Raw genomic sequence first — 26,145 nt, 5'->3', positions numbered from 1 at the left:
CGCGCATCCGTGCCCCCGGTGACATCCGCCACTCCCCCGCCTCCACGCGCCACCGCAGGCACGGGCCGGCGGCACTGGCTGATCCCCCGGCGACGACAAACCGCGGATTCGCAGGCGGGGCCGCCGGCTCCCGTTCGGTCGGCGTGGGCAGCATCGACGGGCCCAGCCGCTCGGCCTCCCGATCGGTGGCGCACTGCGGGCGCTCCGGCCGGCCGGGTCTGCCTTCTCGGCCGGCTCCGGCTCCGGCTCCCGACTCCGGCTCCGGCTCCGGCTCCGGCTCCGGCTTCGGGCCGGCCTTCCCGCCGATCGAGCCCCGGCACGTTCGGCGCGGGCGCAGCGCGGCGTTCGCGGTGCGGGTGGCCTCCAGTCGCTCCTGGGTGTCCTGTTCCAGGTGCCGGGTGGGTTCCCTGGTGGCGGGTCCGGCAGTGGCCGCCAGGGGGGCGGGTCCGTTGCGCCGTTGCCGTCCGGGCCGTCCTCCCGGGCGCTCTCCTCGCTCGGGGCCTGGCAGGCCGGGGCCCGCCTCGATCCGCTTGGTCACGTCGGCCGGGCGGGAGTCCGTCGAGTGCGCGCGGGCCGCCGGGGCGGGGCGTCATGGGGTGTTCAGGGGTGTTCAGGGGTGGTGGTTCTTCGTCCGACGGGGTTGGCGTCGTTCGGTGAGCCGGAGGAGACGGCCGCGGAGGTCGGTTGTCGGGTCGGCCTCCCCGGCGGTTCGGCGGCGTCCTGCTCCGGCGTGCCGGTCGGCCCGCCGTTGACGGAGGGTCTGAGGGGTCCGGTGGTCGTCGCCGTCCGGTGTCGGGACCTGGTCGGGGGTGCGCAGGTGCGCGGGGAGCGCTCCGTGGCGGAGGGGCAGTGCCCGGGCCGCGTGCACGAGGCGGGGCGCGGGGTGGTGGAGGCGTTCGTCCCGCGGACCCGGCCTTGCTGAACTCCCGCCCCCGCGAACCGGATTCGGTGTCGGACGGTCGGGGGGCGGGACGCGCCGTGGCGCAGGGCGGGGGTTCCGTCCTGCGCCGCGGCGGTGCGTGGGGGGGGTGTCGCTCAGATCAGGTCGCTGACGGGGGCGAAGTTGCCGCTCGTGAGCATGGTGTAGCCGCTGGTGTTGACGGTGCCGTTGCCGTTGCCGGCCCACATCAGCAGCTGGCCGTCGGAGAGCTTGCCGGCGATGTCCGCCTTGCCGTCGCCGTTGTAGTCCCCGGCGACCAGGTCGCTGACGGGGGCGAAGTTGCCGGCCGCGAGCATGGAGTAGCCGCTGGCGCTGACGGTGCCGTCGCCGTTGCCGGCCCACATCAGCAGCTGGCCGTCGGAGAGCTTGCCGGCCACGTCCGCCTTGCCGTCGCCGTTGAAGTCGGCGGCCACCATGTCGGTGACCGGGCCGAAGTTGCCGCTGGCGAGCATGGTGTTCCCGGCGGCGCCGTTGACGGTGCCGTTGCCGTTGCCGGGCCACATCAGCAGCTGGCCGTCGGAGGTCTTGCCGGCGATGTCCACCTTGCCGTCGCCGTTGAAGTCGGCCGCGAGCAGGCCGCTGACCGCGCCGAAGCCGGTGCCGGGCCACATCGCGTAGCCGCTGGTGCTGACGGTGCCGTTGCCGTTGCCCGCCCACATCAGCAGCTGGCCGTCGGAGAGCTTGCCGGCCACGTCGGTCTTGCCGTCGCCGTTGAAGTCGGCGGCGACCAGGTCGCTGACGGGGGCGAAGCTGCCGCTGGCGAGCATGGAGTAGCCGCTGGTGCTCACGGTGCCGTTGCCGTTGCCCGCCCACATCAGCAGCTGGCCGTCGGAGAGCTTGCCGGCGATGTCCACCTTGCCGTCGCCGTTGAAGTCGACCTTGGCGGCGGCGCCGCCGTTGGGCGGGGTCACCGCGTCGTCGACGATCTTCTTGTAGCGGAACGCCTTGTAGTCGCCGTTGGGGTGCGAGTCGAAGGTGGCGGCGTTGATGGAGATGTTGGAGTAGTGCTTCACCGGGGTCGAGCCGAAGGAGTAGTACGAGAACTTGGTGTGGGCGGCGTCGTCCCACTTCTCGAACAGGATGACGTGGTCGTAGAAGCTGTTCAGGATGTCGCCGGGCTTCAGGTCGGCGCGGGAGATCTCGGTCGAGTAGCCGGGCAGGGTCTGGGTGGTGAGGCTGCTGCCGAGGTGCCAGGCCATCGAGACGTACCCCGAGCAGTCGGTGCGGTAGTTGCGGCCCGAGGAGTCCGGGTAGCTCCCGCCCTGGTTGTACGTCAGCCCCTTGTCCAGCCAGTACTGGGCCCGGGATATCACCTCGCTGCGGGTGATCTGGCCGTCGACGGCGGAGGCGGCGTGGGCGGTGGCGGCGGTGGCGACCGTGAGGGCGGTGGTGGCGATCGCGCCGGAGGCGGCAATGGCGGCGGCCAGGGCGACGCGGACGAGCTTGGAGCTGCGGGAAGAAGGCATGGCGAGATCCCCTCGTGGCGGGTTCGGGTGGTGGAGTGGTGCGGCGTGCCCGGCGCGGTGCGGGCCGTCGGACGGCGGCTGTCCTCGCGGGGACGGCGGCCGGCGGCGCGGCGCGGGGTTCGGGCTTCTCGGGCCGGTGGCGGGCGTCCGGTCGGCCGGGTGCGGGCGCGACGGGCGGTGGTGGGTGCGGGCGCGACGGGCGGTGGTGGGTGAGCGTGGGCGGGCCGGTCGTGCGTGGGACGCACGGCGGTTGACGGGCCGTCGGCGGGTGGCGGGTCAGGAGGTGGGGCGGGAGGTCCGCCCGGTCGTCCTGGCCGCGGTGGGTGGTGTGCCGGCGGGCGTCAGCGGGTCGGGCGGGGGCCCGCGGCATGCGGGCGGCTTCGCCTGCTTGCCGCGGCGGTACCGCGTCGGCCTCGTGACGGCGCGGTCGGCGGCGCGGTCGGCGGCGCGGTCGGCGGCGCGGTCGGCGGCGCGGTCGGCGGGGCGGTCGGCGGGGCGACGGCCGCGGAGGGCCGGCCCTGGCCGGGGCTGCCGTCGGCGGCGGTCACGGTGCGGGGCGGCGGTGGGGCGGGGGCGGCGACCGCGGCGGCCCTGGTCGGGTGGGTGCGCATGTCGGTGGTTCTCCTCAACGGCAAGGGCAGACGGGCGGGTTCCGGCTCGGCATCCCGCGGTCGACGCTCGCTCCGGTGCGCCGCCCGGTCGGTTCCCCCTGGCGACGTCCACCAGCTTCGTCTGCCGCGCGGCCGGCCGGAAGGCGTTCCGGGTGTCGCCAATCGGACTGTCCGACACCGGACGGGACGTCATGCACCTGCCGATGCCGGCCGGGGTCGAGGGCCGTCGGGCTCGCGGGGCGGGCACCACCGGCTCCGCCGCGAACCCCCCCCACCGGCAAGACCTGTGGTGCTGCCTGCGGTTCGACAAGCATTCGAAGAACCCCGTGCGGTCGAAGCCGTCCCTCGTCCACGGCGGCAAGGCCCTCAAGAGCTACCGGGCCGGACCGGATCCGGAAAGGGATCCGCCGACGAGTGCGCCGGCGGCGAGGGACGGCCGCCGGCGGCGTCCGCAAGGCCGAGGGCCGCGGGGCCGGAAGCCGGTCGCGCGCACCGGCCTGTTCGTCCACGGCGAGATGCGCAGCGACGGCGCCCGGGCCCCTGACGTTCCGTTCAAGGAGGACGGCCTCCGGCGGTGGAACGGCGCGAGTTCGTCCCCGCCGGCGTCGAGGGCCGGGCGGGGGCGTCGACCTCGTCCGGGGTCCGGGGCTGCGCGCCGGGCTGACGGCGGGAGACCTCGTCCCGCGTCGGGCCGGTGCGGGCGGCGGGCTGTGCCCGGCTCCGGCCGGTGCGCTGTGGCGGCGCGGCCGCGGTGCGCCGCGACGTTTCCGACGTGACGTGCCGAGTGCCGTCGCAGCACCCTGTCCCTTGCGCTGGACCGGGCGGGGGTGGCGCGGGGCCCGTTGGCCGGTCGGGTTGGCCGTTGGGCGGACGGCGGGTGGGCGGCGGCGGTAGCGTGCGGGCATGCGGATCGCTGAACGCCTTTGCCTGGCAACGGTCTTGGGGATTTTCTGCTTCGCGGCGAGCGGGTGTTCGGGGGGAGGTTCGCCGGCGGCGGACGCGGGCTCCGGCACCGGTACGGCCGGGGCCGGAGCGGTGGTCGGTGCCGAGGGCACGGAGTTCGGGTCCGATCACATTCGGCAGATCGTCGAGTCGGTGTACGTGCCCGGCACGGCGGGGCTGCACGGCGGAGAGGTGTTCCGCCCCGGGCAGGGCAAGCCGCTGGCCCTGTCGCCCTGCCGGGTGGAGCAGCCGGCGTCCGGGGTGCGGGTCGACGACAAGATCCGGGTCGGGCCTGCGACGGTGCCCGTGCCGGCGGCGCTCTACGAGTTGCGGGTTCCGGCGGAGTCGGACGGGATGTGGGCGAGCGTGTACGTGCTCGCGCCGGGCGCGGACACCTCGAAGCTGCTCGTGGACCTGCTGGCGGCGGGTCAGGCGTGCGGGTCGCGCACGGTGGCGGCCGCGGACCCCTCGTCGCGGGCCTCCGCGCGGGTGGTGAGCACCTCGTGGACCACCATGGGCACGGACGGTCCGGGGGTGGCGGTGATCAGCGCGTCGGCGCCCGGGGCCGGCGCGACGGCTGCGCCGAAGGGGCCGAACTGGACCGTCGGCCCGGACGGAAAACTCGCGCCGGACGGCGACCTGACGGCCTTCCGCACGGCCGGCCCGGGGTTCCTGGACTACGGCGAGGCCGTGTTCTACGGCACCAACGGCCGGATCCTGGTCGAGGTGGCCGTGGTCGGCCAGAACCATTCCTCGGCGGGCTCGGCGTCCGACGTCCCGGCCGTGGAGGAGGCGTACCCGGCCGCGCAGCGGGCACTGAAGGAACTGCTCGCCGGGTTCCGGGGCCTGCCGGACTGACCCGGGGCCGGCCCCGCCGGGACGGTGTCCTTGTCCGCCAGGGGCGTCAGGGGCGGTTCTGTGCGGGCCGGTCGACGGCGGCGGGTCGGCCGTCGACCGGGCAGGCCCGGCCGCGGGCGTGCCCTACCGCAGCGGGAAGTCGTGGACGGCCCGGCGTCCGGCGGGGTTCTCGGCCCGGTTCCGCACCAAGTGGGCGGCTCCGGGGACGATCACGTTCCGCGGGTCTCCCCCCGCCCCCTGACGGCCCGACACAGGCGGTTACAGGTCCGGCCCGGCAGCCACCCCCCGCACCGACACACATTTCCTCAAGTGACGCGTTTCACACGAGGGGTGACGGCCCGTCAGACGCCTGCACCGCTGGTGCACGGGCACCGCGCACCAGGCGCAGCCGCCCCCTCGCCCCGATCCGGGAGCCTGCCATGACCAAGAAGCAGCAGCGCCCGCCGCTCAACCAGCGCGCCGCCATGATCTTCCCGCTCGGGGCCCTGTGCGCCACCGCCGCCGGCATCCTGGCCGTAGTCGCCGGAGCCGCACTGGCCACCGGCGCGCTGACCGCAGGAGGCACCTTCGCGGGCGCCGTTGTCTTCTTCCATCCGATCACCGAATAGCCCCGGCCCACGCCCACGGGCACCCCCTTCAGCCCGAACGCCAGTACGCCCCTGCTCCTGGCCCCGGACCGTGGGCCGCCGCGAGCCAGGGCCCCGGCCTCCTCCGGCCCGGCCGAGGCATCCCGCCCCACACTCAGCCGCGCCGACTCTCCCGTCCGGCCGCGCTCCGCCACCCCAGCGCGTCCCCGGCCTGAACAGGCGGCCAGGCCGCCTGCACAGCGGACGGGCCGCCTGCACAGCGGACGGGCCGCCTGCACGGCGGACGGGCCGAACTGTCCGAGCAGCCACACACCTCACCGGTCCGGCAACCACGGCAGGCAGGACCACACGTGTCGGCAGCGGGTGAAACGAGGGCCACGGACGGCGGATCAAACGCGGGCCGCTCGGCGATCTCTTGATCGGGCAGTGCGGGCGCCCGCCGGTGCTGGTCAGGCCGGCCAGTGGGTGCGTCAGTTCCTGTGGCCGCGGGGGATGGCGAGGGTGCGCGCCGGCCGGCCGGAGCTGGAGGTCGCGCTTCCCGCCGCCGGCAGGCCTGGAACGCCACCGCGTCCAGGTCACCGTCCGCTGATCCGGTCGTTCGGCCCGTCCGCCGGCTCGGGGGTTGGGTGAGTTGGGGGCGGCGCGGGGCCGGTCGGTCGGCTGCCGCCCGCGTCACCGGTCTGTTGAGGGGAGTTGGCCGGCCCGGTCGACGGCGGCCTTCGTGAGGACCGCCGAGGTGCCGACCACCGTCCCGGTGGGCCCTGTCTCGCCGGCCTCGGTGAGGACGGTGCGCTCGCCGAGGAACGCGTACGTGGTCCGGTCGAAGATCCACTGGGTCTGCTGCCCGTGTGCCGTACGCGCCACGGCGATGCCTTCGCGTCCGGCGGCGTCGACGGCCGAAGCAACCTCCGTGACTCCCGGGATCCGCCCGGCGGCCCGGTAGAGCGCGGCGCTGACCTGTGGCGGTGCCCAGGTCTCGGCCAGCAGGTCGCCGATCGCCGTGAACGCCCGCTGGTCCGGGTCCTGGCCCTTGCCGCGGGTCTGTTCCCTGATGAGCTTCAGCAGGGCGTCCGGGTCGGTGGGCAGCGAGGCGACGTAGGCGTTGGTCGGTTCACCGACCGACGGACCGTTCCGGCGCGGGGTGTCGGGCCGGGCGGTCTCCCCCGGCCGGTCGAGGTGGAGGACCGGTCCGTTCTCGCCGAGCCGGGTGTCGGGCCCGCCTTCCTCGCGCAGCAGGCCGGGGCGGGTGCCGTCGGCGGACAGCCAGACCTGCCGGGTGTGTACGGGAGCCATGCTCACGGGACCGCCCGCCGTGCTCTGAGCCGCGTAGGCGACCCTGCTCTCGACGTAGACGAACTGGTCGGCGCGGACCGTCGACTGCTCCGCTCCGGCGGCGAGCGCGACGCGGTCGAGCAGCCGTACCGCGTGGGAGGTACCGGTGGTGCCGTCCCCGGTCACCGCCGCGCGGTCGTGCCCGGCCGGACCCCCGGGGCCGGCTGTCACGACGCCGACGACCGCGAGGGCGCAGGCGAGCGCCGGCACCGCGATCCGGACCGGATGCCGGTACCGGGCCGGACGCCGGGTGGTGCCGCCCTGCGGTCCGGCGGACGCGGCGGACGCGGCGGCCCTGTGCAACACCTCCCGTCTCAGCAGTAGTTGACGATCCGGGTCCAGGCCGGGCACGGCCGGCGGGGGCAGCAGCTCGGCGAGTTCGCGGCGCTCGTCCCGCGCGGAGGGCGGACGCTGCGTATCGCGCTGTGGGGTGGCGTTCATCCGTGGCTCTCCTGGATCGACTGGATCGAGCGGATCGACGGCCGGAGCGCGGGGATGCGGCCCGGTACGGGCAGGGCGGTGACGGCGGAGGGGGTCCGTGGGGTCCGTCCTTCCGCCGCGGGGGGCTTTCCGGTTCCGGTGGGCCGGTGCCGCGCCGGCGGGACGCGGGTCTCGGCCCTGGCCCTGGCCCTGGCCTTGGCGTCGGCCCTGGCCTGGGCCCTGGCTTCCGCCTCGGTGAGTTCACGCAGTCGGGCCCGGGCCCGGGAGAGCCGCGAGCGGACGGTGCCGACCGGTGTGCCGAGCGCCTCGGCCGCGCTCGCGTAGTCCAGCCCGGCCCACACCACGAGGGTGAAGACCTCCCGGTCGCGGCGCCGGAGCCGGGCGAGCGCGCGGTGCGCGGCACGCAGGTGCTCGGCGTCCGCGAGGTGCGCGACCAGGTCGTCGGTGAAGTCCGGGACCGAGCCGCGTTCCGGGAGCCGGGCGAGCGCGATGTCCCGGCGCCGGCGGGCCCGGGCGGTGCGGCGCATGATGTTGGTCGCGATCCCCAGCAGCCACGGGCGCAGCCCGTCACCGTCGGGGTGCAGTTTCTCCCGGCCCCGCCACGCTTCCAGGAAGGTCGTCGAGACGACGTCCTCGGCCTCCGCCCAGTCGCCCGTCACGCGCAGGGCGTAGCGGTACAGCACCTGGGCGTGCTCGTCGTACAGCTCGCCCAGGGCGTCGGGGTCGCCGCGGCGAAGACGCGTTCTCATGAGTGCTTCCACGCTCTGCCCTGCCCGGTCCGCTGCCCGGGTTCCGGTGACTTGTGTCACAGGTGCCGGCCGCGCCCCCGGGGGGTGGTGGCGCTGCGGATTGTGGTCCGGATCACAGGAACTCCGGGGCCGGTCCGAGCAGTACAGAGCATGATCACTACTTCCGCTCCCCGCTCCGCTCCTCGTTCGGTTCCCCGGCGCAGCGCCCTGCAGGCCCTGGCTGTCGCCGTCGTCCTGGTCGGCACCTCGACCCCCGCCTTCGGTGGCGCGGCCTTCGCCGCGGGGCCGCAGACGTTCACCCTCACCATCAAGCACGTGGACCGGGCCGGCCAGCCGGCCGCGAAGTACCGCACCCATGTCGTCGGGGTCTTCAAGGACGGCGGTGAGGAGTTCCTCGAGCAGCAGGACGCCTCCGGCGTCACCACCGTGCGGCTGCCCAGGGGCCGGTACCTGCTGGACAGCACCATGAGCTCGACCCAGGGGGCGAACGGCACGATCGGGACGGACTGGATCGTCCAGCCGCGCCTCGACCTCGACCGGGACACCACCGTCACCGTCGACGCGCGGACCACCGTCCCCGTCGACGTCCGCCCCCCGGACGGCTCCGCGAGCTTCGTGCACGGTTCGACGGTCGTCGAGGTCACGCACCAGGGTGTCACCAGGAGCGGCAACGTCGTCAACGGGTCGCCGAACCTGCGCGTGGCCCACCTTGGGCCCGAGACCGAAGCCGGGGCGCTGAAGCAGTGGATCGACGTCAACTGGAAGACCGACTCCGTCAACTACGCGCTCGGCCGGACCTTCACCGGCACCCGTGCGCTGACCGGGCTCACCCGGCACTACTCCGCGCAGGAGCTGGCCACCTTGAACATCCGTAGCGCCGCCGGGCCGGGCAGCACGGGGACCGCGCACTTCAGCCTCCTGCCGACCGACGGAGCGGCCCTCGGCGTCTCCCGGTCCATGCCGACGCCCGGCACCGCCACCTTCCTCGTCGCGCCCGAGCGCGGCACCTGGGACATCGGCTTCACCGTCCCCCGCGCCGACGGCACCGCGCCGAACTCCTACGCCGCCGACCGCATCGCCGTACGGGCCGGGGCCACGGTCACCCAGACCTTCGACGGCCCGGTCTTCGGCCCCGCGCTCACCGACCGTCCCGCCATCTCGCGCGAGGGCGACCGGATCGCCGCGAACGTCGCGCTGCTCGCCGACGGTGACGGCCACGCGCCGTGGAGCCCGTCGTTCGACACCGCGCACACGTCGCTGTACCGCGACGGCGTGCTGGTCGGCGCCGTGTCCGACGCGCCCGGACGCGGTGAGTTCACCGTGCCTTCGGGCAGGGCCTCCTACCGTCTGGCCACGACGGTGACCCGCAAGGCCGCGGCCGGCGCGACCACCCGTGTGAACGCGTCGTGGACCTTCGCCTCGGCCACCACCGCCGGGCCGACCGCGCTCCCGGTGAGCGTCGTGCGGTTCTCCCCCGAGCTCAGCCCGGCCGGCACCGCGGCGGGCGGCAGTGCGCTCCGGATTCCGGTCACCGTGCAGGGAGCCGCCGCGGACGGGCGTACCCGCTCGCTGACCGTCTCGGCGTCCACCGACGGCGGTGCCTCGTGGACCCGCCTCGCGCTCGAAGCGGGCGCGGTGACGGTCCAAAACCCGTCGGCCGGCACCGGTGTCTCCCTGCGCGCCGAGCTGACCGACGCCGACGGCAACACCCTCGACCAGACCATCACCGACGCCTACCGCACCCAGTGACGCCGTCGGCCGCCTGAGGCCGCTTTCGGGAACCGCCGGGCCGTGCCGGCCCCGCTCCGGGCCGTGCCGGCGCCGGGAGCGGCCTGGCGGCGTGTGGCTGCGGTGCTGCGGTGCTGCGGGCGAACGGGTCGACACCGGAGCAGTGGGATGCGGCGGCCGCGGAGGCGCGTGCGACGTGGTCGCCGTTCGGCGCGGCGGTGGCCGCTGTCACGGTGGTGGGGCCGGCCGCGGTGAGGTTCCCCCGAGGTCCGGCAACCTTCCGCACCTCGGGGGAACCTCACACCGCCGCGCTCGAGGGGGTCGTCGTGGCGGTGGGCGCGTTCGCGGCCCCGACCTGCGGGATGGCGGCACGTTTGGGGGCTGCGTTCGGCGTTACGGGTGCTGCTCCGGGCGCTCTGCGGGGTGGCGGTGGTCACCGCGTTCGGTCTGCTGATGGACGTGATCACGCTGATGACCGGTGAAGGGGCGGACAGTTGGGTGGCCGCCGCGAACCGCGCGCCGGCGGCCGTCGGCGCGCTGCTGCTTGCGGCAACCGCCCGGGCCGACCGTCGCCCGGCCGCCGGTGCCACTGCACCGGCACCCTCCCTCGCCCCGACACTTCGCCGGACGTCGGCCGTGCTGCGGGTGAACGGTTTCACCGCCTGCCGGGAGCGGGGCTCAGCGCGACGTGTACGGTCGGCGGCTGCTGCAGGGTGTGGTGGACGGTGCAGTTCGACGCCACCGCGAGCAGCGCGTCGCGGCGCGCCGGGTCGAGGCCGGGGGGCACGTCGACGGTGACGGTGACATCGGTGACCCGGGCCGGGCGGTCGGTGGCCATCGTGAATTCGGCGTCCACCCGCAGGCCCTCGGCCCCCACTCCGTGACGGGCCAGGTAGCGGCCGGCGTAGAACGCCACGCAGGAGGCCAGGGACGCCGCGAACAACTCCGTGGGCGTCGGCCCGCTGTCGTCACCCCCGGCGTCCACCGGCTGGTCCACCACCAGCCGGTGACCGCGGATCGCGACCGCGTAGGCGTCACCCGAGGCGTGATCCACCCGGATCCGTCCCGAAGGCAGGGGCTCGTTCGCCCCGAGGCGCTGGACGGGGGGCTCGGTCGCGGACATGGCGGGCTCCAGGATGTTCAAGGGATCGGGGGGGTGGTACGGCTGTGTCTCCCATTGACGGGCCCGGAACGCCGCCGCCCCAAGGGCCGAACGGCCCCGACAGGGCCGCCGTTGCTCCCGTGCCCGCGTCTCCCTGTGTACCCCGCCCGGTATCTGCCCCCGAGGTGCCGCACCGCATGCCACGCGCCTGCCGGCACAACCGGGTTCCCCCCGTGCCTCGCGGCGGATCACGGATCGGCGCCGGGGCCCGGCGGCCGTGTGGGGTGCGGCCGCGAGCGGAGTCCGGCGCGCCATGACGGCCTGTAGCGGGTACCCCGGCGGACAGGGCGAGGGAGCGGCAGGTGTACTGACGTCGCGCCGGCTCTCGAAGCCGGTCGGAAGCGGGGCTCCGTCCCGGTCGGCCGCCGTGCGGGGGCCGTGGGCGCGGCAGGTGTCCGGCACCCGGCCGATACGGGCGCGGGCGCGGGCGCGGGCGCGGGCGCGGGGGACGTCGGCGGTCGGTGCGGTCGGCGGCCGGACGAACACGCGTCCGGGCACCGGGCGGGAAGTGCGAGCAGGCGCCGAGGTGGCGGAAGGTCCGTCGTCACGTACGGGTGCCCGCAGGGCCGGCACGTCATGGAAAAAGGCCGCCGAACTGACCGCGTTTCGCGCTCTTGGGAGGCTCGCTCCGGCGCGCCGGCTTTTCTCACGACACGTCACACACGCGCCTCGCCGAACGCCACGGCCCGCCACTCGGCAACCCCATCCGAACCGCACGATCACAGAACCTCGCGCGGCACTCAGGTGAGACATGGGCGCGCCGCCCGGCCGAGACTCTCCGGGCGGTGGGAACGGCCGGGGTGACGGTCCGGGCTCGGCGGCAGGGGCGGGCGGGGCCGGCCCGGTGGTGGCCCTGGGGGGCGCGGCCGCGGTGGGGGTGGGGGTGGCCACCGGCCCCGGGGCTCGGGTGGGGTGGGGTGGTGCGGGGGCCTGGCCGGGTGGGTGCGGGTGGTGCGGGGGTCACAGCCAGTCGTTGCGGGCGGCCTGGGCGCCTGCCTGGAAGCGGCTTTCGGCGCCCAGGCGGTTCATCAGGTCTTGCATCATGCGGCGTACGGTCCGCAGGGACAGGCCCAGTCTGCGGGCGGCGGACTCGTCGGTGTGGCCGTCGCCGAGGAGTTGCAGCAGGGCGCGTTCGGAGCCGGTGAGGTCCTGGTCGTCGCGGGGGGCGGGCTGGCCGAAGTCGGCTCCGTTGCGCCAGAGTTCGTCGAACAGTGCGCGCAGGGGCTGGACGAGGGCCGGACCGTGCAGTTCCAGTGCGCCGCGGCGGCCGTCGCCGGGGTCGCTCGGGATCAGGGCGATGCTGCGGTCGACGATCACCAGTCGTATCGGCAGTACGGGCACGGTTCGTGTCTGGCCGCCGAGATCGGCCAGCCATCGGGCGTAGCGCAGGGTGTCGGGGTCGTTGCGGAAGCTGTCCTGGAAGATGCTGCGGATGGCCACTCCGCGTTCCAGTGCCAGTCGGTTGGGGTGTTTGCCGGCCTGGATGGAATCGGGGCGGACGGCTCCTCCGCGCATCAGGGACAGGCATTCCTCGGTGGCGGTGGCCGCGAGTTCCTCGAGGCGGTCGCGGACGGCTTCGAGGGAGTCCAGTCGCACGACCATCTCGTCGTCGGTGCGGCGGTCGGTGTACTCGGCGGAAAGGGCTTCGATCGCGGTCCGGGCGTTCTCCAATTGCTGCTGGCGGAAGAGCAGTTGGTTCTGGTTGCGGGCGAGCAGCCTGGTCAGTCCGACTTCCGGGCTGACGGCCCGCAGGGTGCGGGAGTCGGCCGCGGGCCGCAGTAGCGTCAGTTCCAGCAGTTCGTCGAGTGCTTCGCGTACCTCGGCCTCGGACAGGTACAGGGTGGTGGCGAGCTGCTCGACTCCCCCGTCCGGGTCTGCCAGCAGGGCTCTGTAGACGCTCTCCGTCAATGCGTTCAGTCCGAGTGCCTGCAACACCGCGCCGCCCTCCCCGTGTCGATGATCATCATCGGCGTCCGGCGGCGGGGGGCGCAACGCTTTTCGTGGACGAAATGATCTGGCACTTAGGTGCCGAGCTACTTCGTGCCACCTCTGCGGCCGTGACATCGCCTTGGCCGGACGGCAGGATCTTCCCCAAGAGCGGAAATCGCACAGAAACCGGGACGAGTTCCGCGAACCGCGCACGGGCACAGCATGGTTATGAATGAGGAGAGAGCAGTCGTGGCCCACTCAATACGTATCGTTTGCACTGGATTGATCGTCGCATTCACCGTCGGCCTGGGCTCCGCCGCCGCGGGCGGCGTCGTCGCGGGCGGCGTCGTCGCCGATCGCCCGGCCCAGCGCACTGCCGCCTCCACGGGTTTCGACTGGGACGTCGTCACCCCCGCGCCGCCCGCGCAGAGATGACCGGGTCCCGTGCACCTGGTCTCGGTGACGCTCATCTGTCTCGGCCCGGCGCCCTCTCAGTTGACGGCTGAGGCGGTCACCGATCTGATCTGGGTCCACAGCCGGCCCGAGGACCGGGTGGAGCACGTCCGCGCCCGTGTCGACCTCAATCGCTACGGCATCGCCGCCGCGATCATCGCGGACACTCCGAAAGCGGCGACCGCGAACCTGCGCCGCGTCTGCGAACGCGCTCTGCGGCACGCGCCGGCCCTGCGCGGCTGGTTCCTCGTCCTCACGTAAGACCTCCCCCGGCCGGGCCCACGGCTCTCCTGTCCGCGTGAGCGCACTCGCGCCGGGAGACCGGCGACCGCCTGCCCGCCTCGGACCGGACACCCCGGACCGGCCGGACACCTGACGTCCGCCCGGACACGACACGCACCTGACGTCCGCCCGGACACGACACGCACCCGACCGCGGGGCCCCCGGTGGCCGGCGCGGTGGTCACCCGCGCCCCGGCCCGCCCCGCCGTGTCCGCGCGCCCCGAGGTCCCCGGCCGGTCCGCGCCGGCGGGGCAAGGCGGTGTCACGTGACCCGTCCCGGCACCGGAGCGTCCCGTCGGCGCGGTGCCGGGGACCGGGCGGTGCGGCCTGCCGCGCCCCCAAGCCCATTCCAGCGCCCTGGCCGCGGCCAAGGGCACCCCCCCCAATTCCCTTTCCCTGAAAGCAGGTTGTTCACCATGCGCGTTTTCGCCAAGATCGCTGCCGTCGCGGCCCTCGCCGTGCCGATGCTCGTCGCCATTCCCGGGGCCGCCAACGCCACCACCGCCCCCAACGCCTCCGCCGCCCCCAGCGCCCTCGCGGCCAGCTGTGGCAGCGTCACCCAGATCGGCACCACCGCCTACCTCAACGTCGGCGGGCAGACGATGGCGTCGGTGAAGCAGTACAAGGGCTGCGGCAAGAACTACTCCTACCTGTACGTGTGGCAGGGCTACCGCGACACCCACAGCAGCTGGGACGCGTGCACGTCCATCCTCACCGGCACCACCGTCCGCGACGTCCAGTGCAACTCCAACATGGTGGAGATCTGGTCGTCCGGCGCCGACACCCTGTCGGAGTGCACCCAGGGCATGGGCTGGAACGGCACCGGCCCCCTCCCCTACGGCAACGAGGTCGTCGCCAAGACCGACGTCCGCTGCTGACCGTCCGGCCCGCGGCCACCACCGCGGGCCCGGTCCCGAAACGGCTGTCGCCGGCCCTCCGGCCCCTTCCCCGGAGCCGGTCACGCCCCCCGGGCCGTACTGACCGCCGAACCGGCACCGGCACCGGCACCGGCACCCGTACCGGTCGCCCGGCCGCGCCGGGGCAGCGCAGAAGCGCACCCGCCCCGGCGCCGCCCTTCCGCGCGGCGACCGCGTCAGCGACCGCATCGGCCACCACGCCGGCAACGGCGACGGCGACGGCGACGGCGACGGCGACGGCCGCACCGGCCGGCGGCGCGACCGGGCGCCGCCACGGCCAGGCGCCGCCCCGGCCGGGAGCCCTCCGCCGGAGCCCCACCCGCCCGCTGCCCGGCAACGGGACGGGGCCGGGCCCGACCCTCCACCGAACCAGAAGGAAGCACCGCATGGCATCCGTCATCAAGACCCGGAACGCCGCCACCCGACTGCTCACGGCCATCGCCGTCCTGAGCGGCCTGGTGCTGAGCGCCGCACAGGCCCACGCCGCGACCCCGCCCCCCGCCGAGGCACCCGCGGCCACCGCCGCCGTCCTGCCCGTGGTGGACATGGAAGCCACCGTGCTGGCCGCCCAGATCGACCCCCGACGCGCCGACAGCACGCAGACCCCGGGCGCCCACGACTCGGTCCTGGCCGTCGAGCAGGCACTGCAGGCCCGCGGCCTCCTCGACGCCCGCTGGGTGGACGGCTACTTCGGCACCACCACCGTCTCCGCCTACGCCGCCTTCCAGCGCTCCCTCGGCTTCAGCGGCCTGGACGCCAACGGGCTGCCCGGCACCACCTCCCTCACCGCGCTCGGGCAGGGCCGCTTCACCCTCACCCACCAGATCGGGCCCGGCGCGAAGCTGCAGCGCGACGGATACACCGTCAACACCCGCACCCAGAACATGCTCACCGAGGCCGAACGCCTCCTGGGCGGCACCCACCTGACCCTCGACCAGGGCTCCTACAACCCCGGCGGCGATCCCACCTCCGCCGGCACCCACGACGGCGGCGGCGTCGTGGACATCAACGTCGACGGCATGTCCGCCAGCACCCGCACCGCCGTCGCCCAGGCACTGCGCCAGGTCGGATTCGCCGCCTGGGTCCGCAACCCCACCCAGGGCAACTGGCCGTGGCACATCCACGCCGCGGCGATCAGCGACACCGACCTGGCCACCCAGGCCCAGAACCAGACCGGTGACTACTACCTCGGCCTCAACGGCCTGGCCAACCACGGCGCCGACGACGGCCCCCGCATCCCCATCCAGACCTGGGAGCAGTACCAGCGCACCCACTGACGCGCACGGCACCACCCCAGCACCACCCCAGCACCGCCGAAGCACCACCCCAGCACGCGAAGCACGACCCCAGCACGACCGAAGCACCGCCGAAGCACCACCCCAGCACGCGAAGCACCACCCCAGCACGACGGGCGCCCCAGCACGACCGGGGCGCCCGTCGATGACACGCCACGAAAAGAGAGAGCCTTGAAGAACATACGCACCACGCTCGCCGTCGCCGGCACCGCACTGGCCATGGCCCTTCCCCTCGTCGGCGCCACCTCCGGCACCGCGTTCGCCGCGTCCCGCGACGGAGTCTGCGACGCCGGGGAGTTCTGCTACTACTACAACAGCGACAACGCGGGCTCGATCTCCGACTTCAGCGGCTCCCTCGGCGACTACGGCGCCACCCAGCCGTCCTGCTACGAGTTCAAGGGCGCCGGCAACGGCCAGGGCGTCTGCGTCAAGAACAACGCCGCATCGGTGTGGAACCGCACCGGACAGACCGTCCGCGTCTACTACAACAGCAACTTCGGCGGCGCCAGCCAGGACTTCGCCCCCGGCGCCAAGGGCAACCTCAACACCACCCTGAAGAACAACAACGCCTCCCACCAGTTCCTCAGCAGCGGCGGCGGCTCCAACCAGTCCCCCACCGACGACTTCGACCACGGCACCCGCGGCTTCGCCGCCAACAACTGCACCGCCTTCGCGGCGTACCGCATCGCCAGCCGTCTCGGCGTCCCGAACTTCACCAACTCCTACGGCGGCACCACTTGGGGCAACGCCAACACCTGGGACGACGCCGCCCGCCGCCTCGGCATCTCCGTCGACACCACCCCCACCGTCGGCTCCATCGCCGTCAACGACATCCACGGCTCCTACGGCCACGTCGCCTACGTCAACGCCGTCTACTCCGACGGCTCCTTCGACGTCGAGGAATACAACTGGAACAACCCCCTCGGCTACGGCACCCGCAGCCACGTCCACGTCGGCTCGTCGTCCGAGTTCCAGTGGATGATCCACTTCTGAGCAACCCCCGGCACGACACCGGCACACCCCGGGCCACAGGGCGATCCCATGAGTGCACGGGCCACAGCGGTATGACACCGACCGCCCGCACCGCAGCGGTACGCGCCGAAGCCCCGTCAGGCAGGTGACCCCTCCAAGTCACCTCCACCCGACGGGGCTTCGGCATGCCACCGAACCGGGTCGCGCCGGGCCGGACCGGGTCGCGCCGGGCGACTTCGAGAACGGCTCAACCGAGGAAAGGAAAAACCGGCACGGTCCAGCACGCGCCCTCCCCGGGATCACCCGGCCGCAACGGGGCGGGCGATCCCATCCCGACCACGTACAACCAGGTCAGCACCGCGGCAACAGCGAACAGCACCGGCAACAGGCACCACCGGCCGCGCGGCAGGAAAGAGAACACCGCGCCGAACACCAGCAACGCAACCACCATGACCGCCCACACGGAGCGGGTGGCCGCCGCCGGCGCGGGATCGCGTTCGTGGCTCCGGGTCAGACACCAGTACCACGTCTCGGTCACCCGGACGTCGCCGCAGACGATGCCCGCCGCGGCGAGAACGAACACCGCCGACACCCCACGCCCTGCCGCGCACCCCGCTGCCGGACGCCTGAGGGCCGCGCGCGTCCGGTCCGTCAGGTGTCGTACCCGCCGTTCCACGGGGCCGAGAACCCCAGCCCGTCGGGATACAGCTCGGCCCAGTCCTCCTCGCCGTCCGCGTCATCGGCGTGGCATTCCGTGACAAGGCCGAAGAGCACACCGTCGACGGTGACGCGGAACGGGCGGATCGCGATGTCGCCGTACTCGCGCTCCGCGAGGCCGGCAAGGGCGGCGGCCAGCCGCGCTTCCGCCCGGGCCACCACGGAACACTCGCCGTACGGGCGTTCCATCTGCTCCGCCCAGCTACCGGCGCACCAGATGTCGGACTCCCGGTGGTACCCGTCATCGTCGAACGTGTGGACCACGACGAAGAGCCTCTTGCGCTCCTGCCAGCCGTCCCCCCTCGCGAACCCCTCCGGCAACGCGTAGGTGATCGACGCCAGGAACTGGCCGCCACGGAAACGGCCCACGGTACTCGTCCGGAAGTCCGGCTCGTAGGCGATGGGAATGATCTCGGGAACAGCCATGACCGCACCCTAGGCACCCGGCCGGACCCCGCCCCCGCCGGGGCCGGATCAAAAGAGCGCGGGCAGTGGTCAAGGCCGGCGGTGCTCAGGGCAGTCGGCCGAACCAGCGGACGACGGCCGCCGTCGCGGCGACGTTGGAGCCGAGGTGCCTAAAGCCGGCGAAGTCGGGGGTGCCGAGGCCGACGACCTCGGCGTTCGCCCCGTGCGAGCGCAGGGCGGCCTCGCAGTGGCCGGTGTCGGCGGTGGCCGCCTGTTCGTCCGCGTCGGCCGCGTACAGGCGGACCGGGACGGCCTGTGTCCACTCGCACGTGCTGTCGGCCACCCGCAGGGCCCTGGCCAGGCGGCCGGTCGGGTGGCGCAGCAGGTCGAAGCCGTGGGGGGTGAGCAGGGCGTCGATGGTGTCGGGGGTGCCGGCGAAGAGTTGCGGGCCGGTGTGCGAGCCGTCGGACAGTGCCTCGATCGTGGTGTCGTACGGCGCCCGGAAGACCTCGTCCGGCACGTCGTACAGGTCGTGCAGCCGGTTCCACGCGACCAGGAGGTACGCGGAGTACAGCACGCTCGATTTCGCATCGAGGGAGCCGTCGAGCAGTGCCGGCAGTTCGGCGTGCCGGAAGCCGTAGGCGCCGCTGACCGGTGCGACGGCCCGGAGCCGGAACCAGCGGTCGTCGCCGGCCTGGAGTGTCCGGGCGAGTCCCATCGCCGCCGACGCGCCCTGGGAGAACCCGGTGACCAGTACGTCGTGACGCAGCGTGCGGCCCGTGCCCGGGACGAAGGCGCGGGCCGCGCGAAGCATGTCCAGGAAGGCGGTCGTCTCGGACGGTACGTCCATCCAGGGGTGCGGTCCCGGGCCGGGGCCCGGGCCGAGGTAGTCCGGGGCGACGGTGGCGAACCCGGCGGACGCGTAGGCGAGGGCGGGTGAGGACACGAAGCCCGCTGTGGTCATGACGGAGGGGGCGTCGGCGCGGTAGCTGGTCGTGCCGTGGGCGAACGACACCGTCCGCAGTTCGTGTCCGCCGCCGCGGGGCAGTACCAGCAGCCCGCCGGCGGTGGCCGGCCGGCCTTCGGGGTCCCCGTGGCCACGGTCACGGTCGCGGTCGCGGTCGCGGCGGCCAGGACAGCCAGGACGGCCAGGACGGCCAGGGCGGGTGGGGCGGGTGGGGCTGTGCCGGGGTTCGGGCGGCGGCGGAGCGCGGGCCGTGATGTGCCTGCCCGGCGGGTGGGTTTCATGTCGCCGACGCTACGTACGGTCATCCTGGTGCCGCAGTACGGCCAGCGGGCGTATCCGTCCTGTGGCTGTCCCCACCCGCGGCAGCGCGGGGGCCGGGAACGGGTGCGGCCGGCGGCTCCTGGCGCGGCGGGGGTGGCCCGGCACCGCGGCCGGGGACGGCCGCCGTCCGGGGGGCGCGGCACCGGCGGATCCGGCAGTTCCGAGGGCGCTGCGTGGCCGGTGCCTGGGTTGGCGGCTGCTGTCCGGGCAGCGGTTGCGGTGCCTGGCGGGTGGGGTGGCGGCCGGCCTGCGGAGGGCGGCCGGTTCTGCGCAGGTTGGCGGCGCGTCAACTGGTCGGTGTGCTTGTGCCGTTGTCGGTCTGCTCGGCGGTGTCCGTCGCGGGATCGGCGGCGAGGCGCTCCTCGGCCTGTGCGGGCTCGTTCTCCGCTGTTGCGGTGTGGAGTTCGCCCGTGCCGGGGTCGGCGCCCCCTCCCTGCCACTCGGGCATCGTCCTGCCTCCGTTCGTCGTCTCGGGGACGGTTCATTCCCCGGCAGCGCCATGAGCACTCGCTCCGGGCCGCCCGGCAGCGACCCGACCCGCCCGCGCGAGGCCTGGCGGCCGGCCGGCTCCCCCGGCCGGGCCGGCCGGGGCGCGGTCCCGGGCCTGGCGGCCGGGGTTGTCGCGGTGTGTGGTCAAGGCCGTCCGGGTCACGGGTCCGTACCGGCGGCCGGTGGTGGTGTGGGCGGGGGGCGTGGTGGTGTGGGGCGGTGTCCGGGCAGGTCGGCGGCGGGGTGCGGCGCGGTGTGGCGCGGGGGTGTCCGGGTGTGTGTGTCACAGCACTGTCCTGGGGGTGGTGCGGGTGGAACGGTTCGTCCGGGAGGGCGGTGGTGGTCTTCGGAAACCCGCTCGTGCCGAGGGCCCGGGCACCGCCGTCCGATCCGGAGGAAATCACCGTGCGTGTCCGCAAGTTCGCCGTCGCCGCCCTGGCTGTTGCTGCCGCCTTCTCGCTCACCGCCTGCCGGAGCGGCGAGGAGGCGGGCGGCGCGCAAGGCGCCCCGACCGCCGCTCCGGCCGCGTCCACCGGTGCCTCCCCCAGCGGCGGGCCGGTCTCCGGCGGGCCGGGCGGCCGCAGTACGCCGCCCGCCACCGCGCCGGCCGGGGCCGCCGAGGCCGGGAAGGCCGGCAAGTGCCGGACCGCGGACCTGGCCATCACCGCCGCGGACCGCACCATCACCGGTGACGCCGACAACACCGTCGTGGTCGAGTTGAAGAACCGCGGTGGCAAGGACTGCACGCTGTCCGGATACGCGGGCGTCGATCTGAAGACCTCCGCGGGCACGCTGTCCGCGAAGCGTTCCGGCGAGCCGGTCGTCGCGGGTGTCGTGGCGGCCGGCAAGTCGACCTACTTCGGCATCAGCTACCCGGCCAACACCTCGGGCGGCTCCGGTGTCCGGATCACCGGCCTGGTGGTGACCCCGCCGGACGAGACCCAGTCCGTCACCCTGCCCTGGCCCGGCGCCGCCTCACTGCCCGTCACGGACGGCGGCGGGTCCCCGGTGAAGATCGGACCGATGGGAAGCGCCGGCCAGGGCCAGTAGGGCCGCGGGCGCCCGTTTCCGGGCCCGACGGCGGTCGTCGCGGCGCAGGGGCGGGAAGGCGCGCGGGCGCAGCGGACGGTCCGGCGAACGCCCGGCGGCCCCCCGCGGCGGGCGCAGCGGACGGTCCGGCGGACGCCCGGCGGCGGTCGTCGCGGCGCGGGGGCGGGAAGGCGCGCGGGCGCAGCGGACGGTCCGGCGGGCGCAGCGGACGGTCCGGCGGACGCCCGGCGGCGGTCGTCGCGGCGCAGGGGCGGGAAGGCGCGCGGGCGCAGGTCCGGCGGGCGCCCGGCGGCCCCCCGCGGCGGGGGTGCGGGCCTGGACGGCCGGGACGGAGCGGTGGCCTGACGGCCGTCCAGGAGGCTCGGGCGGGACCAGGCCCGGCGGGCGGGCACCGGGCAGGGCGCGGCGGCGGGCAGGGCGCGGCGGCGGGCAGGGCGCGGCGGCGGGCAGGGCGCGGCGGCGGGGCCCGGCGCGCGGCCTGGGGGGTCGTGCGTCCGGTCCGCTCAGGTGTCGAGGATTCCGGCGTGCCGCATCCGGAGTTCGGAGCGGACGAGTTCGAGGAGGCGCCCTGCCCAGTTGCGGCCGCGGCCGGCGTTGTCGCCCCAGAAGGCGGAGTTCGCGTCGTCGTAGATCAGGGTGGCGTCGTGTGTGGCCAGCAGGATCTCGGCGAGGTCGGGGTGCTGGTCGTACTTGGCGCGGAGCAGGTGTGTCATGACGGCGGTCCGGGCGTCCTCCCAGCCTTCGCGGCGCGGGGCCCGGGTGGCGAGTGCGCGTGCGGCGGCGCCGTTCTTCGCGGCCGCGATGGCGTGCCGGGTCTCGGGTTCGGCGGCCGACAGGGCCCAGTAGGCGTGGGCGGCGGAGGGGTAGTCGGTGTCGGCGACGGTGATCGGGGCGGGGTAGTCGTGGCGCAGGGCGGTCTTGCCCGGGTCGGCCACCGGCTTGCTCGGGTAGGAGTGGTAGAGCTGGAGGGCCGGTGCGTGCGGTGTCGCCGGTCCGTCGGCGGGGACGCTGGTGGCCCGTTCGGCCATCCAGCGGGCCCTCTCCTCGAAGTACGCGAGGGCGCCGTCGTAGTCCTTCTGCGTGACTGCCTGGTCGAACGGCAGGTAGGTCCGGCCGCCGGGTCCTGCCACCAGGACGCGCAGCGGCCAGTCCTTGCGGTCCATGTCGCCCAGCGCGTAGCGGCGCTGCGACTCGGGGACGGCGAGGAAGGCGGCGCGGGCGGCGGCCCGGTTGGTTTCGGTGCGGTCGGCGAGGAAGGTGTCGACGGCGGCCAGGCAGCGGCCGGTGGAGTCGGGCCGGCCGTTCAACTGGTCGATGCTGTCGCGGACTTCGGCGACCAGCAGCTCGGGGGTGATCCAGCTCTCCGGCTCGTTGAACTTCCAGTCCGCCAGATCGTGCGCGGACGCCTCGCCGCCTTCCGGGAAGCTGGTGGCGACCCAGCCGGTGCGGAGCTTCTCCTCGAACTCCTCGAGGGTGGCCAGGCCCCAGCAGTCGACGAGTCCGTCGGCGTAGATGAAGAGGTCGGTGAGGAAGTAGTGGCCGCCGTTGCGGATGAAGGCGTGCCGCCAGGTTCCGGGTATGCGGACGCCGTCCGCTGTGCGATGGGTGATCCGGTTGCCGGTCATCCCGGGATTGTGCCGCAGCGCCGGCCGTGCGGGCGCCGTGTTTTTCCGGGCGGGCCGTGGCTCGCGGTCGTCAGGTCCGGTGTGTCGCGGCGGTGTTGCTGTGGGGGGTGTGGGCGGGACCGTCACGGGCGGGACGGCCACGGGCGGTGCGGCCACGGGCGGTGCGGCCGGTACGGGTCTTCCGCGGGCGGGGAGGGCGGGCCCGGGTGGTACGGGTCTTCCGCGGGCGGGGAGGGCGGGCCCGGGTGGTACGGGTGGGTGCCCGGCCCGGCCGGCGGCCGGGCCGGGCGGGGTCCTTGCCGGACGCCTCGGTGCCCGCGTACCGGACGCCGTCGAGGGTGGCCCGCAGGCTCACGCCCGGGGTGTCCGGCTCCGGGGTGTCCGGCTCCGGGGTGGGGAGGACGCCGTCGGGTGGGGTGGCGGAGATCCGGCGTTCGTCGGTCACGGAGGTGTGGGTGTCGGCGCCGGCGAAGTTCTGGAACGGCCCCGCGCTGCAGCCGTGCGCCTTCCCGTACTGGGCGGGCCGGTCGGTGGGGAGCCGGTACTTCGACGGGTCGGTCCGGGCCCGGAGCGGCCATGTGCGGTGGACGGTGGACCACGTAGTGCCGGTCGTCGAAGTGCGCGGCCTGCGGGGTGATGGCGCCGGCGGCGCCCGGCGAGGGCGCTCCGGATGCTGTCCCGGGCCTTCCCCGCGTCCCGTTCTGGGCCGGTCGTGCCCGGCGAGCGGGCCGTGGCCGTGGCTGTGGCCGTGGCTGTGGCCGTGGCTGTGGCTGTGGCTGTGGTGGAGCCACGCTCCGGTCACGGCCGTGCCGGCCGGCGGCAGGAGGGGCGCCGGCCGCGGCCGGTGTCCCGCGGGCCGTGGGGCGGTCGCCGGTCTGTATCTGTGCCGTCCGTGGCCTCGTGGCCGGTCTTCGTTCCGGCGTCGGTCGCGAGGCTACGGACGGGTGTCCCGGCCGGCCTGAGCGCAGGTACTCGGGTCCGGCCGGGACGGACCGCGGCGCGGCGTGTGACGGGCAGGCGGGCGGGGTCTGCGACGGGAGGGCGGGGCGGGTCTGTGGGGTGTCGGCCGCGGCGGTCACGTCTCATGCCGGTTGCGGGCCGTGTTCGCGGGCGCCGGTGACGCCCGCCCGCCCGCCCGGGCGGTTACGCGTCGGCGCGGTCGTCGTCGCCGGGGGTGGCGGCCCCGTCCGCCGGGGTCGTGGTCCGGCCGGTGCCGGGCGGGGCCGGTTCCAGCGTGGGGCTGCGGTGGCGGGCGTTTCCGGGGCCCGGTGTGACGGTGGGTCGCTCGCGCATGCCCAGGCACAGGACGAGGACGGAACTGCGGCGTGTCTCCACGTACGTGGCCACGAGCGCCGGTTCCGTCTCGCACTCGTGCTCGTCGGCGCCGTGGACCACCTTGAGGACGGTGAACTCGGCATCGGCCGAGCCGCAGTCGACCAGGCTCACGTCGGGCTTGCTCTCGGTCCCCGCGTTGTGTGCGCAGTCGCCCGCCTTGGCGGCGGCCGGGGTGTCACGCGCGAAGTAGGCGGCGCCCAGGAGCGCCGCCACGATCAGCACGAGCATGCCCCCGTACTTCAGGACGCCGGACATCCAGCGGCGGCCCCTGGGCGCGGCGGCCGGTTCGACCGGCTCCGGCCCGACGCCCTGCCTGGACTCGGCTCCGGGCTCGGGCTCGGCTCCGGCCGCCGCCCAGGACTCCGGCGCAGTTCGTGTCCCGAATCCCGGCTCTGCCCCGAACGCGGACCCGGACACGGGCGCGGACCCGAACGCGGGCTCGGACACGGACACGGACTCAGACCCGGCTCCGGGCTCGGACACGGCTCCGGCCGCCGCCCAGGACTCCGGCGCGGTTCGCGTCCCGGATCCCGGCTCTGCCCCGGACGCGGGCTCGGACCCGGCTCCGGGCTCGGGCTCAAACGCGGACTCAGACACGGACACGGACTCAGACCCGGCTCCGGGCTCGGACACGGACTCAGACGCGGGCTCGGACCCGGCTCCGGGCGCGGGCCGGGTTCTGGTCCTGTCCCCCGGCCCGGCGGGTTCGAGGGGGTCGGTGGTGGCGTCGGACATGGGCGGAGTGGTCACGGGGGTTCTCTCATTCGAACAAAGTGGCAGGGCAGGCTACCGTCGTGCCGCCCGGCAGGTTCCGTCCGGGGGTGCGTAGCCGCACGGTGTCCCGAACCACCGTCAAGAGGGCCTCGGTGACGGGTTGTTGAGGCCCGCGGATCACACGGGCGGCCGTCGAGGAACCCGGGCGGTCGGCGCCGTGAACGACAGCGGAGGAGGGTTCCCCGCGGGCCGCGGCCGTGCCGGCACGGCGGGTGGTGCGGACCCGGTGCCGGTGGTGCGCGGGCCGGGCGGCACCGGGAGGTCCGGATCCGCGCCACGCGGGGGCGGGGCATCGCGCCGGTCGGGGCAGGACGTGCCGCGGCGCGAGGTGCTACGGGGGCGAAGGGTCACCGGCGGGGCGAACATCTCCCCTGCTCGGCCTGCTCGCGGCCGAGACTGGTGATCGTGCAGCCGGCGCCGGCCGGACGCCGCCCGTCCCGCCCCACCGGCCGGCCGCGGAGCAGGACAGGGAAGGGGAAGGAGGAGGAGAGGGTTGTCGGAGCGGCGGGTTTCGCCTTGACGCCCAGTCACCATCGCGCCTGACCAGGTGGTGTACCCGGAACCCGGCGATCTCGCGGAGTCGCCGGCCGGGAACCCGCCGCAGGGGCCGCCGTTGAAGCAGTCCGCGAGGGTGAAGCAGTCCGCGAGGGCCCGGCCGATCACCGGGCGCGCCTCGCTGTCGTCCCCGGCGGGGTCCGGGGCGGCGGCCCGCTCGCCGGTGGGGTCGGGGTGGGTGTCGCGGGCCCGGACCGCGTCCGAGCCGCGGATCCCGGACGTCACCGCGCTCCCGGCCGCGCCCGGTGGTGGTGCGCGCGGGGCGCCGGGGGCGGCCGGTGGGGTCAGGGGGTGCGGGGGAAGTGGGCGAGGGGCGGGGTCGGGGTGAAGAAGGTCTTGGCGCGCAGGAGGGCGGGCTCGTCGGTGAGGATCTGGCCGGGGCGTGTGGCGTTGCCGAGCAGGACGCCGCCGAAACGCATGCCCATGTAGGCCGCGGTGTGGTGGAGGGTGAGGACCAGCGGATCGGCCAGTTCCTCCTCGGCGTGTGCCATGGCGGTGACGCCCCACAGGGTGCGGCCGGCCATCTTCGCCCGGAAGCCGGGGTCGGGGGTGCGCAGCCACTTGCTCCAGTAGTCGAGGTAGCGCTTGGTGGGGGCGGAGACGGAGTACCAGTACAGCGGGGAGGCGATCACGATGTCGGTGGCGGCGGTCGTCGCCTCGTAGAGCAGCGTCTCGTCGCTGTCCCCCGCCGGTGGGGTGTCCGTGTCGTGGCGTTCGTCCCGGAAGTCGGGCAGGCGGAGCGCGGCGAGGTCGAGCCAGCGCTGTTCCACGCCGGCCGGGAGCTGGTCCGCGGCCGCCCGGGCGAGCAGTTCGGTGTTGCCGCCCGTGCGGGAGCTGCCGAGCAGGAAGAGGAACGAGCGGTCCATGGCGTGCCTCCGGGGGTGCGGCGGGTCGGTTCCGCCTGTCCAACCCCGGCCGGACGGGGGGCATTTTGGTGACGCGCGGGCCCCGGCCGGCGGGCGGCTCCGTGATCCGCGTGGCGTTCCGCGCCGTCAACAGCGCTCCGGCCTGGGGTAGTTGGCCGCGCACGACTCGGATATGGCGTGGGTGTGGCGTGGACGTAGGCGGCGGGCGGCGGCATTTGTGCGCCCGGCCCGCCGTCGGGCGGTGGACGCGCGGCGCGGGCCTTTCGCTGTTCGCGCGGCCGAGTGCCGGGACGGAGGGCGGGGTCGTCGCCGGGTCCGGTGAGGGTGCCTCGGACGGCAGGGGCGGGCTGCTCGGCCGGCGCAGCGGCGGGGCGGGGC

23 protein-coding genes are annotated in these 26,145 nt (G+C 74.9%); 9 read left to right on the top strand and 14 right to left on the bottom strand.

Going from position 1 to position 26,145, the window contains the following annotated elements; translation table 11 throughout:
* Window positions 1-1,035: 1,035 nt before the first annotated feature.
* Together ACFYS8_RS17510 and ACFYS8_RS17505 are read right to left on the bottom strand one after the other, a co-directional pair.
* Window positions 1,036-2,406 carry an FG-GAP-like repeat-containing protein gene (locus ACFYS8_RS17510; protein WP_387641981.1) on the bottom strand — a complete coding sequence of 457 codons (1,371 nt, stop codon included), beginning with the start codon at window positions 2,404-2,406 and terminating at the stop codon, window positions 1,036-1,038.
* 341 nt (window positions 2,407-2,747) lie between these two features.
* Window positions 2,748-3,017 (bottom strand): hypothetical protein, encoded by a 270-nt coding sequence (locus ACFYS8_RS17505; RefSeq protein ID WP_387641979.1) that lies wholly within the window; start codon window positions 3,015-3,017, stop codon window positions 2,748-2,750.
* A gap of 903 nt (window positions 3,018-3,920) precedes the next feature.
* Between ACFYS8_RS17505 and ACFYS8_RS17500 the strand changes: the two genes are divergently transcribed.
* Both ACFYS8_RS17500 and ACFYS8_RS17495 read left to right on the top strand, forming a co-directional pair.
* Window positions 3,921-4,817: a hypothetical protein gene (locus ACFYS8_RS17500; protein WP_387641976.1), complete on the top strand. Its 897-nt coding sequence runs from the start codon at window positions 3,921-3,923 to the stop codon at window positions 4,815-4,817.
* Between the two features lie 419 nt (window positions 4,818-5,236).
* Window positions 5,237-5,425, top strand: a complete 189-nt coding sequence (locus ACFYS8_RS17495) for a hypothetical protein (protein ID WP_387641973.1) — start codon at window positions 5,237-5,239, stop codon at window positions 5,423-5,425.
* A 651-nt stretch (window positions 5,426-6,076) separates the two neighbouring features.
* Here ACFYS8_RS17495 and ACFYS8_RS17490 read toward each other — a convergent pair.
* Together ACFYS8_RS17490 and ACFYS8_RS17485 are read right to left on the bottom strand one after the other, a co-directional pair.
* The gene (locus ACFYS8_RS17490; protein WP_387641970.1) at window positions 6,077-7,177 is read right to left on the bottom strand and encodes a CU044_5270 family protein; all 1,101 of its coding nucleotides are present in this window, start codon (window positions 7,175-7,177) and stop codon (window positions 6,077-6,079) included.
* A complete protein-coding gene (locus tag ACFYS8_RS17485; protein WP_387641967.1) occupies window positions 7,174-7,926 on the bottom strand; it encodes an RNA polymerase sigma factor in 753 nt (250 codons plus the stop codon). Before ACFYS8_RS17485 ends, ACFYS8_RS17490 begins: the two co-directional genes overlap by 4 nt.
* Window positions 7,927-8,076: 150 nt before the next feature.
* On the opposite strand from ACFYS8_RS17485, the gene ACFYS8_RS17480 reads away from it, so the two are divergent.
* Entirely contained in the window at window positions 8,077-9,675 is a 1,599-nt protein-coding gene (locus ACFYS8_RS17480) for a serine protease (protein WP_387641964.1), read from the top strand.
* 634 nt (window positions 9,676-10,309) lie between these two features.
* On the opposite strand, the gene ACFYS8_RS17475 is transcribed toward ACFYS8_RS17480, so the two are convergent.
* Window positions 10,310-10,777 carry an OsmC family protein gene (locus tag ACFYS8_RS17475; RefSeq protein WP_387641961.1) on the bottom strand — a complete coding sequence of 156 codons (468 nt, stop codon included), beginning with the start codon at window positions 10,775-10,777 and terminating at the stop codon, window positions 10,310-10,312.
* Between the two features lie 999 nt (window positions 10,778-11,776).
* Window positions 11,777-12,751, bottom strand: a complete 975-nt coding sequence (locus tag ACFYS8_RS17470; protein WP_387641959.1) for a LuxR C-terminal-related transcriptional regulator — start codon at window positions 12,749-12,751, stop codon at window positions 11,777-11,779.
* Window positions 12,752-13,027: 276 nt separating this feature from the next.
* On the opposite strand from ACFYS8_RS17470, the gene ACFYS8_RS17465 reads away from it, so the two are divergent.
* From ACFYS8_RS17465 to ACFYS8_RS17445, 5 genes are all read left to right on the top strand, one after another.
* Window positions 13,028-13,180, top strand: a complete 153-nt coding sequence (locus ACFYS8_RS17465; protein WP_387641956.1) for a hypothetical protein — start codon at window positions 13,028-13,030, stop codon at window positions 13,178-13,180.
* 9 nt (window positions 13,181-13,189) lie between these two features.
* Window positions 13,190-13,459, top strand: coding sequence for a hypothetical protein (locus ACFYS8_RS17460; protein ID WP_387641954.1), 270 nt, complete (start codon window positions 13,190-13,192; stop codon window positions 13,457-13,459).
* Between the two features lie 436 nt (window positions 13,460-13,895).
* Window positions 13,896-14,357, top strand: a complete 462-nt coding sequence (locus tag ACFYS8_RS17455) for a hypothetical protein (RefSeq protein WP_387641951.1) — start codon at window positions 13,896-13,898, stop codon at window positions 14,355-14,357.
* A gap of 425 nt (window positions 14,358-14,782) precedes the next feature.
* Window positions 14,783-15,673 (top strand): peptidoglycan-binding protein, encoded by an 891-nt coding sequence (locus tag ACFYS8_RS17450; RefSeq protein WP_387641948.1) that lies wholly within the window; start codon window positions 14,783-14,785, stop codon window positions 15,671-15,673.
* Between the two features lie 189 nt (window positions 15,674-15,862).
* Window positions 15,863-16,684 carry a CHAP domain-containing protein gene (locus ACFYS8_RS17445; RefSeq protein WP_387641946.1) on the top strand — a complete coding sequence of 274 codons (822 nt, stop codon included), beginning with the start codon at window positions 15,863-15,865 and terminating at the stop codon, window positions 16,682-16,684.
* 226 nt (window positions 16,685-16,910) lie between these two features.
* Here ACFYS8_RS17445 and ACFYS8_RS17440 read toward each other — a convergent pair whose 3' ends face one another.
* The 4 genes from ACFYS8_RS17440 to ACFYS8_RS17425 all read right to left on the bottom strand — a co-directional run bounded on the left by ACFYS8_RS17440 (window position 16,911) and on the right by ACFYS8_RS17425 (window position 19,521).
* Window positions 16,911-17,246: a hypothetical protein gene (locus ACFYS8_RS17440; protein ID WP_387641943.1), complete on the bottom strand. Its 336-nt coding sequence runs from the start codon at window positions 17,244-17,246 to the stop codon at window positions 16,911-16,913.
* A gap of 68 nt (window positions 17,247-17,314) precedes the next feature.
* Complete coding sequence (locus ACFYS8_RS17435; protein ID WP_387641941.1) at window positions 17,315-17,806, bottom strand: hypothetical protein; 492 nt, start codon at window positions 17,804-17,806, stop codon at window positions 17,315-17,317.
* 85 nt (window positions 17,807-17,891) lie between these two features.
* Window positions 17,892-18,800, bottom strand: coding sequence for a lipase (locus ACFYS8_RS17430; RefSeq protein ID WP_387641939.1), 909 nt, complete (start codon window positions 18,798-18,800; stop codon window positions 17,892-17,894).
* Between the two features lie 559 nt (window positions 18,801-19,359).
* Window positions 19,360-19,521, bottom strand: coding sequence for a hypothetical protein (locus ACFYS8_RS17425; RefSeq protein WP_387641936.1), 162 nt, complete (start codon window positions 19,519-19,521; stop codon window positions 19,360-19,362).
* 446 nt (window positions 19,522-19,967) lie between these two features.
* Here ACFYS8_RS17425 and ACFYS8_RS17420 point away from each other — a divergent pair, with 446 nt between their 5' ends.
* Complete coding sequence (locus ACFYS8_RS17420) at window positions 19,968-20,612, top strand: DUF4232 domain-containing protein (protein WP_387641933.1); 645 nt, start codon at window positions 19,968-19,970, stop codon at window positions 20,610-20,612.
* A 503-nt stretch (window positions 20,613-21,115) separates the two neighbouring features.
* Here ACFYS8_RS17420 and ACFYS8_RS17415 read toward each other — a convergent pair.
* The 4 genes from ACFYS8_RS17415 to ACFYS8_RS17400 all read right to left on the bottom strand — a co-directional run bounded on the left by ACFYS8_RS17415 (window position 21,116) and on the right by ACFYS8_RS17400 (window position 25,767).
* Window positions 21,116-22,237, bottom strand: coding sequence for an NADAR domain-containing protein (locus ACFYS8_RS17415; RefSeq protein ID WP_387641931.1), 1,122 nt, complete (start codon window positions 22,235-22,237; stop codon window positions 21,116-21,118).
* A gap of 70 nt (window positions 22,238-22,307) precedes the next feature.
* Complete coding sequence (locus tag ACFYS8_RS17410; protein WP_387641928.1) at window positions 22,308-22,682, bottom strand: hypothetical protein; 375 nt, start codon at window positions 22,680-22,682, stop codon at window positions 22,308-22,310.
* Window positions 22,683-23,380: 698 nt separating this feature from the next.
* Complete coding sequence (locus ACFYS8_RS17405) at window positions 23,381-23,827, bottom strand: hypothetical protein (protein WP_387641926.1); 447 nt, start codon at window positions 23,825-23,827, stop codon at window positions 23,381-23,383.
* A gap of 1,358 nt (window positions 23,828-25,185) precedes the next feature.
* Window positions 25,186-25,767 (bottom strand): flavodoxin family protein, encoded by a 582-nt coding sequence (locus ACFYS8_RS17400; RefSeq protein ID WP_387641924.1) that lies wholly within the window; start codon window positions 25,765-25,767, stop codon window positions 25,186-25,188.
* Window positions 25,768-26,145 lie beyond the last annotated feature (378 nt).

This window comes from Kitasatospora sp. NPDC004615 (assembly GCF_042873545.1).
Lineage (GTDB): Bacteria > Actinomycetota > Actinomycetes > Streptomycetales > Streptomycetaceae > Kitasatospora.
The sequence above is the reverse complement of the archived record's forward strand: the minus strand, read 5'-3'. Positions and strand labels throughout refer to the sequence as shown.

Excerpts from the sequence above, each read along its gene's own strand:
- ACFYS8_RS17510 (WP_387641981.1), bottom strand. The coding sequence starts at position 2,406 with ATGCCTTCTTCCCGCAGCTCCAAGCTCGTCCGCGTCGCCCTGGCCGCC.
- ACFYS8_RS17505 (WP_387641979.1), bottom strand. The coding sequence starts at position 3,017 with ATGCGCACCCACCCGACCAGGGCCGCCGCGGTCGCCGCCCCCGCCCCA.
- ACFYS8_RS17500 (WP_387641976.1), top strand. The coding sequence starts at position 3,921 with ATGCGGATCGCTGAACGCCTTTGCCTGGCAACGGTCTTGGGGATTTTC.
- ACFYS8_RS17495 (WP_387641973.1), top strand. The coding sequence starts at position 5,237 with ATGACCAAGAAGCAGCAGCGCCCGCCGCTCAACCAGCGCGCCGCCATG.
- ACFYS8_RS17490 (WP_387641970.1), bottom strand. The coding sequence starts at position 7,177 with ATGAACGCCACCCCACAGCGCGATACGCAGCGTCCGCCCTCCGCGCGG.
- ACFYS8_RS17485 (WP_387641967.1), bottom strand. The coding sequence starts at position 7,926 with ATGAGAACGCGTCTTCGCCGCGGCGACCCCGACGCCCTGGGCGAGCTG.
- ACFYS8_RS17480 (WP_387641964.1), top strand. The coding sequence starts at position 8,077 with ATGATCACTACTTCCGCTCCCCGCTCCGCTCCTCGTTCGGTTCCCCGG.
- ACFYS8_RS17475 (WP_387641961.1), bottom strand. The coding sequence starts at position 10,777 with ATGTCCGCGACCGAGCCCCCCGTCCAGCGCCTCGGGGCGAACGAGCCC.
- ACFYS8_RS17455 (WP_387641951.1), top strand. The coding sequence starts at position 13,896 with ATGCGCGTTTTCGCCAAGATCGCTGCCGTCGCGGCCCTCGCCGTGCCG.
- ACFYS8_RS17450 (WP_387641948.1), top strand. The coding sequence starts at position 14,783 with ATGGCATCCGTCATCAAGACCCGGAACGCCGCCACCCGACTGCTCACG.
- ACFYS8_RS17435 (WP_387641941.1), bottom strand. The coding sequence starts at position 17,806 with ATGGCTGTTCCCGAGATCATTCCCATCGCCTACGAGCCGGACTTCCGG.
- ACFYS8_RS17425 (WP_387641936.1), bottom strand. The coding sequence starts at position 19,521 with ATGCCCGAGTGGCAGGGAGGGGGCGCCGACCCCGGCACGGGCGAACTC.
- ACFYS8_RS17415 (WP_387641931.1), bottom strand. The coding sequence starts at position 22,237 with ATGACCGGCAACCGGATCACCCATCGCACAGCGGACGGCGTCCGCATA.
- ACFYS8_RS17405 (WP_387641926.1), bottom strand. The coding sequence starts at position 23,827 with ATGTCCGGCGTCCTGAAGTACGGGGGCATGCTCGTGCTGATCGTGGCG.
- ACFYS8_RS17400 (WP_387641924.1), bottom strand. The coding sequence starts at position 25,767 with ATGGACCGCTCGTTCCTCTTCCTGCTCGGCAGCTCCCGCACGGGCGGC.